This is a genomic window from Gryllotalpicola sp. CP2-P1, from assembly GCF_057512245.1.
Map to the genome: position 1 here is coordinate 1 of NZ_JBLRDT010000119.1, position 8,136 is coordinate 8,136.

At 70.4% G+C, this 8,136-nt stretch carries 9 protein-coding genes; 8 read left to right on the forward strand and 1 reads right to left on the reverse strand.

Annotated features, from left to right (window positions below; all coding sequences use genetic code 11):
* The 7 genes from ACM2XV_RS10045 to ACM2XV_RS10075 form a co-directional block, all read left to right on the forward strand.
* On the forward strand, window positions 1-326 hold a 326-nt coding region (locus tag ACM2XV_RS10045), incomplete at its 5' end, for a GNAT family N-acetyltransferase (protein WP_487026829.1).
* Window positions 327-335: 9 nt separating this feature from the next.
* Window positions 336-1,616, forward strand: coding sequence for a SufS family cysteine desulfurase (locus ACM2XV_RS10050; protein ID WP_344778271.1), 1,281 nt, complete (start codon window positions 336-338; stop codon window positions 1,614-1,616).
* 31 nt (window positions 1,617-1,647) lie between these two features.
* Window positions 1,648-2,523 carry an LLM class F420-dependent oxidoreductase gene (locus tag ACM2XV_RS10055; protein WP_487026830.1) on the forward strand — a complete coding sequence of 292 codons (876 nt, stop codon included), beginning with the start codon at window positions 1,648-1,650 and terminating at the stop codon, window positions 2,521-2,523.
* Between the two features lie 4 nt (window positions 2,524-2,527).
* Window positions 2,528-3,580, forward strand: coding sequence for an L-glyceraldehyde 3-phosphate reductase (gene mgrA / locus ACM2XV_RS10060; protein WP_487026831.1), 1,053 nt, complete (start codon window positions 2,528-2,530; stop codon window positions 3,578-3,580).
* A gap of 138 nt (window positions 3,581-3,718) precedes the next feature.
* On the forward strand, window positions 3,719-5,416 hold the full coding sequence (locus ACM2XV_RS10065) for an APC family permease (protein WP_487026832.1): 1,698 nt from the start codon (window positions 3,719-3,721) through the stop codon (window positions 5,414-5,416).
* A 119-nt stretch (window positions 5,417-5,535) separates the two neighbouring features.
* Complete coding sequence (locus ACM2XV_RS10070; protein ID WP_487026833.1) at window positions 5,536-7,011, forward strand: permease; 1,476 nt, start codon at window positions 5,536-5,538, stop codon at window positions 7,009-7,011.
* Complete coding sequence (locus tag ACM2XV_RS10075) at window positions 7,008-7,364, forward strand: ArsR/SmtB family transcription factor (protein WP_344778261.1); 357 nt, start codon at window positions 7,008-7,010, stop codon at window positions 7,362-7,364. The genes ACM2XV_RS10070 and ACM2XV_RS10075 overlap by 4 nt, the downstream gene beginning before the upstream one ends.
* A gap of 32 nt (window positions 7,365-7,396) precedes the next feature.
* Here the strand turns inward: ACM2XV_RS10075 and ybaK are convergent, their stop codons facing one another.
* Entirely contained in the window at window positions 7,397-7,894 is a 498-nt protein-coding gene (ybaK, locus tag ACM2XV_RS10080; RefSeq protein ID WP_487026834.1) for a Cys-tRNA(Pro) deacylase, read from the reverse strand.
* Between the two features lie 84 nt (window positions 7,895-7,978).
* On the opposite strand from ybaK, the gene ACM2XV_RS10085 reads away from it, so the two are divergent.
* A partial coding sequence (locus ACM2XV_RS10085; protein ID WP_487026835.1) for a cyclodeaminase/cyclohydrolase family protein occupies window positions 7,979-8,136 on the forward strand: 158 nt, incomplete at its 3' end.

Sequence of the window (8,136 nt, forward strand, 5' to 3'; positions counted from 1 at the left end):
ACGGCGGGTCGAAGCTCGTCGCCATGGCCGGCCGCCGCATGAACCCGAACGGCTGGGTCGAGATCAGCGCCGTGTGCACCGACGACGACTACCGCGGCCGCGGCTATGCCGCCCGGGTCGTGCGCGCCGTGGCCTCGGGCATCCGCGCCGAGGGACAGCGGGCCTTCCTGCACGTGCGCGCCGACAACGAGCCCGCCAAGCGCGTCTACGAGCGCCTCGGGTTCGTGGTGCGCCGCGAGTTCCCGTTCAGCTTCGGGCGCCCGGCGCTCGAGCAGCCCGCGGCGGGCGCGCGTAACGATCAGACAGAAACCGACACCGCGGCATAGCGTTGAGGGGTGGCAACTCCGGCATCCCTGACCGCGCCGCTCGCTGAGCTGCGTGCGGACTTCCCCCTGCTCGACCAGAACGTCAACGGGCATCCGCTCGTCTACCTCGATTCGGCCGCGACCGCGCAACGGCCGCAGGTCGTGCTCGACGCCGAGCTCGAATACCTCGAGAAGCGCAACGCCGCGGTGCACCGCGGCGCGCACACGCTCGCGGCCGAGGCGACCGAGGAGTTCGAGGGCGCGCGCGAGGCGGTCGCGCGCTTCGTGGGCGCACGGGCCGACGAGATCGCGTGGCAGTCGAACGCGACGGATGCCCTGAACACGGTGGCCCTCGCGATCGGCGTCGCCTCCCGCGGCCGAGGCGGCGAGGCCGCCCGCCGCTTCGCCGTGCGGCCGGGGGACGAGATCGTCGTCACCGAGGCCGAGCACCACGCGAACCTCATCCCCTGGCAGGAGCTCGCGGCGCAGACCGGCGCCGTGCTGCGCTACATCCCCGTCGACGACAACGGGCTGTGGACCATCGACGACGCCCGCGCCGTCGTCACCGAGAAGACGCGCGTGCTCGCGTTCGCGCACGTCTCGAACGTCACGGGCATGGTGGCCCCCGTGCCCGAGCTGGTGGAGCTCGCCGCATCCGTCGGCGCTCTCACGGTGCTCGACGCGTGCCAGTCCGCGCCGCACCGCCCGCTCGACCTGAACGCGCTCGGCGTCGATTTCGCCGCCTTCAGCGCCCACAAGATGCTCGGGCCGACCGGCCTCGGTGTGCTCTACGGCAAGCGCGAGCTGCTGAACGCGCTGCCGCCCGCGCGCACCGGCGGCTCGATGATCACCACAGTCACGATGGAGCGCGCCGAGTTCCTGCCCGCGCCGCAGCGCTTCGAGGCGGGCACGCAGCCCGTGTCGCAGGCGATCGCGCTGGGCGCCGCCGTCGGGTATCTCGCGGATGCCGGCGTGCCGGCCGTGCTCGAGCACGAGCACGCCCTCGCCGCCCGGCTCTACGAAGGGCTCTCCGAGATCCCCGGCCTGCGCCTGATCGGGCCGGCCGCGGGGGAGGAGAGGGCGGGGCTCGTCGCCTTCGATGTCGCCGGGGTGCACGCGCACGACGCCGGGCAGTTCCTCGACGCGCGCGGCATCGCGGTGCGCGTCGGGCACCATTGCGCGCAGCCGCTGCATCGCCGTCTCGGGTTGACCGCGAGCGTGCGGGCGAGCGTGTATCTGTACAACACGGCCGACGACGTGGACGCGTTCCTCGAGGCCGCCGCAGGAATCCGCCCGTACTTCGGGCTGTGAGTCGACCGGCCGAGCCGGGAACGAGGGAGATATGAGCGAATCGCGCACGCCTGACGTCGGCCGCTTCGGAGTGTGGATCGGGGGCCGCGCCAACCCGACACCCGAGCTCGCGTACCACCTCGAGACGCTCGGCTTCGGCGCGGTCTGGCTCGGGGGCCAGCCCGCCGACCTGCGGCTCGTCGAGGCGGTCATCGCGAACACGAGCACCATCGCGGTCGCGACGGGGATCGTCAACATCTGGACGGACGACGCCCGCGAGCTCGCCGAGTCGTATCGGCGCATCGAGGCCGCGCACCCCGGCAGGCTGATCGTCGGCATCGGCGCGGGCCACCCCGAGGGGCAGGGCGAGCAGGCGCTCAAGCCCTACGGCGCCATGGTCGCGTACCTCGACGCGCTCGATGAGGGCGGGGTGCCGCTCGAGCGCCGCGTGCTCGCCGCGCTTGGGCCGCGCATGCTCGAGCTCGCCCGCGACCGCTCGGCGGGCGCGCACCCCTACCTCGTGACGCCGTCGTTCAACGAGGGCGCCCGTGCGATCCTCGGCGCGGGCAAGCTGCTCGCCACCGAGCAGCGCGTCGTGCTGCGAGAGGATGCCGAGCAGGCGCGCGAGCTCGGCCGCCCGAGCGTCGACCGGCCGTACCTCGGCTTGCGCAACTACGTCAACAACCTGAAACGCCTCGGGTACGGCGACGACGACGTCGAGAGCCCCGGCAGCGACCGCCTCATCGACGATCTCGTGGTCTACGGCGACGACGCCGCGATCGAGGCGCGCCTGTCGGCGCATCTGCGCGCGGGCGCCGACCACGTCGCGGTTCAGCTGGTGCAGGCATCCGATGACGACGTGCCCGGCGGCTACACGCAGCTCGCCCGCGCGCTGGGCCTGCCGCGCGACGCGGGCGTGCAAGGCTGAGACCGTGCCGTACCTCGCAGCAGAAGACCGTTACGACTCGATTCCCTACCGCCGCACGGGCCGCAGCGGCCTGAAGCTGCCCGCCGTCTCGCTCGGCCTGTGGCAGAACTTCGGTGACACGACGCCGCTCGACACGCAGCGCGCCATTCTGCGCCGGGCCTTCGACCTCGGCGTCACGCACTTCGACCTGGCGAACAACTACGGGCCGCCCGCGGGCAGCGCCGAGAAGAACTTCGGGCGGCTCATGGCAGAGGACTTCCGGCCGTACCGCGACGAGCTGATCATCTCGACCAAGGCCGGCTACAAGATGTTCGACGGCCCCTACGGCGAGTGGGGCAGCCGGAAGTACCTGCTGTCGAGCCTCGATGCGTCGCTCACGCGCATGGGCCTCGACTACGTCGACATCTTCTATTCGCACCGCGCCGACCCGGACACGCCGCTCGAAGAGACCATGGGCGCGCTCGATCAGGCGGTGCGCAGCGGCAAGGCGCTCTATGCGGGCATCTCGAGCTATTCGCCGGCTCGCACGCGCGAGGCCGTCGGGATTCTGCGCGAGCTCGGCACGCCCGCCCTCATCCACCAGCCGAGCTATTCGATGTTCAACCGGTGGGTCGAGGGCCCGGGCGACGGGGCCGAGGGCGAGAGCCTGCTCGACGTCGTCGGCGAGCTCGGCCTCGGCGTGATCGCGTTCAGCCCGCTGGCCCAGGGCCTGCTCACGAGCAAGTACCTGAACGGCGTTCCCGAGGGCTCGCGCGCCACCAAGGCGCCGTCGTGGCGCGAGGGATTCCTCACCGACGAGGTCCTTGAGCGGGTGCGCGCCCTGAACGCGATCGCCGAGTCGCGCGGGCAGAGCCTTGCCCAGCTGGCCATCGCCTGGGTGCTGCGCGACCAGCGCGTCACGTCGGCGCTGGTGGGCGCCTCGAGCGTGGCCCAGCTCGAGGACAACCTCGCGGCGCTCACGAAGCTCGAGTTCACGGCCGATGAGCTCGCCGCGATCGACGAGCATGCCGTCGACGCGGGCGTCAACATCTGGCAGCGCTCCAGCGACGTCGACTGAGCATTGCGCGCTTGTAACACCTACTTATGGATCAGCCAAGTCCGCACGCCGTGAATTGACCGTGAGTCGTTGATCTGTAAAGGTTTCGGGTGACCACTCCGGGGGTCGTCCGGCTCCCATGATGAGGAGAGACCTTTCATGACCACAACGCAATCGCAGAAGATCGCGCTTCCCGACACCGGGCTGAAGAGGCAGATCGGCTTCATCGGCTTGATGTGGGCTTCGGCCGGCTCGATCATCGGCTCCGGCTGGCTGTACGGCGCGCAGAAGGGCCTCGCGGCTGCCGGCCCTGCCGTCATCTGGTCCTGGATCATCGGTGCCATCGCCATTCTGATCCTCGCCCTCGTGCACGCCGAGCTCGGTGGCATGTACCCGATCGCCGGCGGTACGGCGCGCTTCCCGCACCTCGCCTTCGGCGGTATCGCCGGCGGCGCGTTCGGCTGGTTCTCGTGGCTGCAGGCGGTCACCGTCGCGCCGATCGAGGTGATGGCGATGCTCGGCTACTGGCAGTCGCTGGCGCGCACGGAGCACTGGAGCTTCGGCGCCCACTTCCAGAATCCGACGACCGAGATCCTGACGCCGAGCGGCATCATCGCAGCCGTCGTCATCATGGCGGTGTTCACCGCCATCAACTTCTTCTCGATCCGCGCGCTCGCGAACACGAACAGCGCCGCGACGTGGTGGAAGATCGGCGTGCCGGTGCTCGCGATCTTCGTGCTCGCGATCATCAACTTCCACGGCAGCAACTTCGGTGCGGGCGAGAGCTTCGCCCCGACCGGCCTCAAGGGCGTGCTGTCCGCACTGCCGACGGCGGGCATCGTCTTCGCCCTCCTCGGCTTCGAGCAGGCCGACCAGCTCGCGGGTGAGTCCTCGAACCCCAAGCGCGACATCCCGCGCGCCGTCATCGGCTCGGTGCTCATCGGCCTCGTGATCTACCTGGCCCTGCAGGTCGTCTTCATCGCGGCGATTCCGGGCGACCACCTGCTCGGCACCTGGGCCAAGACCGCCGCGCAGTACGCGTCGGGCCCGTTCGCGCTGCTCGCGACCGCCGTCGGCGTCGGCTGGCTCGCCGTCGTGCTCTACGTCGACGCCGTCATCTCGCCCGGTGGCACCGGCCTCATCTACTTCACCGCGACGAGCCGCGTCTCGTACGGCCTGTCGAAGAACGGCTACTTCCCGAAGCTGCTCGAGTCGACGACGCGCCGCGGCGTGCCGTGGTTCGGCCTGATCGTGGCCTGGATCTTCGGCTGCGTCTGCTTCCTGCCGTTCCCCAGCTGGCAGTCGCTCGTGAGCCTCATCACGAGCGCCTCGGTGCTGATGTACGCCGGCGCGCCCCTCGCGTTCGGCGCGTTCCGCAAGCGCATCCCGAACGCCGACCGGCCGTTCCGGCTGCCCGGCGGTGCGATCCTGTCGCCGATCGCGTTCATCGTCGCCAACTGGATCATCCTGTGGACCGGCTGGCTCACCGACTACAAGCTCGGAATCTGCATCCTCATCGGCCTCGCGATCATCGTGGTGACCCGGGTGTTCAAGCTGAACCCGACGCCGGTGCACTTCAATTGGAAGGCCGCCCAGTGGCTCTTCCCGTACCTGATCGGTCTCGGCCTGATCGTCTTCCTGTCGGACTGGAACCAGGACGCGAACGGCACCATCGCCGGGCCCGACTGGCTGCCGTTCGGCTGGGACATGGCGGTCACCGCCGCGTTCAGCCTGATCATCTACTACTGGGCGGTCAACACCTCGGTCGACACCCAGGGCATCCTCACCATCGCCGAGGAGACCTCGGCGCATGCCGAGCAGGAGACCGCCGAGCTCGGCGCGCCCATCGCCGGGTAGCCGCCCGTTGCGCGTGAGGGGCCGGGGAGGAATCCCCGGCCCCTTCGTGTGCGCGCGAATTCTTCGGCGGAGTCGGAATATCTGGATATCCGTACAGATTTACAGATATCGTGGATGCGATGACGATTCTCCGGATTCTGGGCGACGGGCTGCTCGACGCGGTATCGATGTTCTGGCAGACCCTCTGGGCGCTGTTCCTCGGCTTTGCGCTGTCGGGCGCCGTGCAGGCCTTCGTGTCGCGGGGGCGCATGCAGCGCATGCTCGGCGACCACCGGCCGGCGACGATCGCGAAGTCGACCTTCTGGGGCATGGTGAGCTCGTCCTGCTCCTACGCGGCGAGCGCGCTCGCCAAGACCCTGTTCCGCCGGGGCGCCGACTTCACCACCTCGCTCGTGTTCATGATCGCGAGCACCAACCTCGTCGTCGAGCTCGGCCTCGTGCTCTGGCTGCTGCTCGGGTGGCAGTTCGCCCTCGCCGAGTTCGTCGGGGGAGCGATCATGATCGCGCTGATCGGTGTGATCGGGCCGCGCGTGCTCGGGGGCGCGATCGCCGACGAGGCGCATCGACACCTCGCGCAGTCAGAGGGCGGCGCGCGCCGGGCGGCCGGCGGGCACGAGCATCATCACGCCGAGGGGCCGAGCGATGAGACGCCGCTGCGCGAGCGCCTGCGCACGCGCGCGGGCTGGTCCGACGCGGCCGGCTACATGATCAGCGACCTCACGATGATCCGCAAAGAGCTGGTGATCGGATTCCTCGTCGCCGGTTTCATCACCGTGCTGGTGCCGACCGCCGTGTGGCAGTCGCTGTTCCTCACTGGCCACGGCTTCTGGTCGAGCCTCGAGAACGTCATCGTGGGGCCGTTCCTCGCGATCATCAGCTTCGTCTGCTCGGTGGGCAACGTGCCGCTCGCCGCGACGCTCTGGCACGGGGGAGCGAGCTTCGGCGGCGTCGTCGCCTTCGTCTTCGCCGACCTGATCGCGCTGCCGCTGCTCGCGATCTACCGCGGCTACTTCGGGCTGCGGGTGACTGTGCGCATCCTCGTGCTGTTCTGGGCGACCATGAGCGCGGCGGGGCTCGCCGTCGAGTACCTGTTCCGGTGGGTCGGGATCCCCGAGCCCGAGCCGATCCGCGCCATGGGTGCGCACGGCTTCGCATGGAACCACACGACCTGGCTCAACCTCGCAGCCCTCGTGCTGTTCGCCGTCATGTACTGGCTGTACCGCACGCACCGCCGTGCCGCGGCCGCCGAGGGGAAGTACGCGAAGGACCCGGTCTGCGGCATGCAGGTCGAGATCGCGAACGCCCCGGCGCAGCGCGAGCGCGACGGCGAGACTTACTACTTCTGCTCCGACCGCTGCGCGCGGCGCTTCGACGACCGGGCAGCGCCCGAGGAAGGGAATCACCCCATGGACCACGAGCACGGAATGCACCACGACCCGAACGGCAGCCACCGCGACCCCGTCTGCGGCATGGCGGTGAGCCCCGAGACCGCGGCTGCGAGCATCGAATACGAAGGCGAGACCTACTACTTCTGCTCGCCGGGCTGCCGCACCGCATTCGAGCTGAAGCCCGCGGCGTTCCTCGCACAGTCATGACGCTCGAGCACGAGCACCCGATCGACGCCCGGGCCGTCGCCCAGGCGCGCACGGCGGTGCCGAGCGCGGACGAGACCGCGCGACTCGCGGGGCTGCTGTCGGTCATGGCGGACCCGCTGCGGCTGCGCATCGTCTTCGCCCTCGACGAGACCGACGAGCTCTGCGTCGGCGACCTCGCGCTGGCGCTCGACGTCAGCGAAGACGCCGCAGGCTACGCGCTGCGGCTGCTGCGCGCCGCGGGGCTGGTCGCGACCCGGAAGGAGGGGCGCGTCGTCTACAACCGGCTCTCGCCGGACTTCCCCGAGCCGCTGCTGCACTACTGCCTGCGCGAGCTGATCAAGATCACCGCGTGAGGGCCGCGGGCCGGCTCAGCGCGCTCCAGCGATCATGAGCGGCGGATTCTGCCGTAGCGTCCGCCCGTCGCCGTGAGCAGATCCGCCGGTGCCAGCTCGATGTCGAACCCGCGCCGCCCGCCCGAGACGAGGATCGTCTCGAACCGCTCGGCCGAGGCGTCGAGAACCGTCGGCAGCGGGGTCTTCTGCCCGATGGGCGAGATGCCGCCCACCACGTAGCCGCTCTTGCGCTCGGCCGCCCTCGGGTCGGCAAGCTCGGCCCTCTTCCCGCCGAGCGCGGCGGCGATCGCCTTGAGATCGAGCAGGGAGTCGACCGGCACGACGCCGATGCCGAACCCGCCGGCATCCGTTGTCACCATCAGCGTCTTGAACACGCGAGCCGCGTCGACGCCGAGCTCACGCGCGGCCTCCGCACCGAAATCGGTGACGGCCGGGTCGTGCGCATACGAATGCGGGGTGAAGCGGATGCCCGCGCGCTGCAGCGCGACGGTCGCGGCCGTCGTCGGTTCCCCTGAGCTCTTCTTGGCCATAGACCCACCAGTATTCCGTCCGAGCGCCCGTCGGCGGGCGGCCGGTCCGTGCGGTGGCCCGCGGTCCCGGTAGGCTGACATCGCGTGAGCGAAAGTCTGTGGGCGCGGCCCGCGAGTGACCTGTTGAGAAGCACGGCGTCGGCGGACCCGACGCCCGGCGGCGGCTCGATCGCCGCGATCACGGGGGCGTTCGGCGTCGGGCTGGTCCAGATGGCGGTGGCCGTCACGGGCGACCCGGCAGA

Excerpts from the sequence above, each read along its gene's own strand:
- ACM2XV_RS10065 (WP_487026832.1), top strand. The coding sequence starts at position 3,719 with ATGACCACAACGCAATCGCAGAAGATCGCGCTTCCCGACACCGGGCTG.
- ACM2XV_RS10075 (WP_344778261.1), top strand. The coding sequence starts at position 7,008 with ATGACGCTCGAGCACGAGCACCCGATCGACGCCCGGGCCGTCGCCCAG.
- ACM2XV_RS10070 (WP_487026833.1), top strand. The coding sequence starts at position 5,536 with ATGACGATTCTCCGGATTCTGGGCGACGGGCTGCTCGACGCGGTATCG.
- ACM2XV_RS10055 (WP_487026830.1), top strand. The coding sequence starts at position 1,648 with ATGAGCGAATCGCGCACGCCTGACGTCGGCCGCTTCGGAGTGTGGATC.
- ybaK (WP_487026834.1), bottom strand. The coding sequence starts at position 7,894 with ATGGCCAAGAAGAGCTCAGGGGAACCGACGACGGCCGCGACCGTCGCG.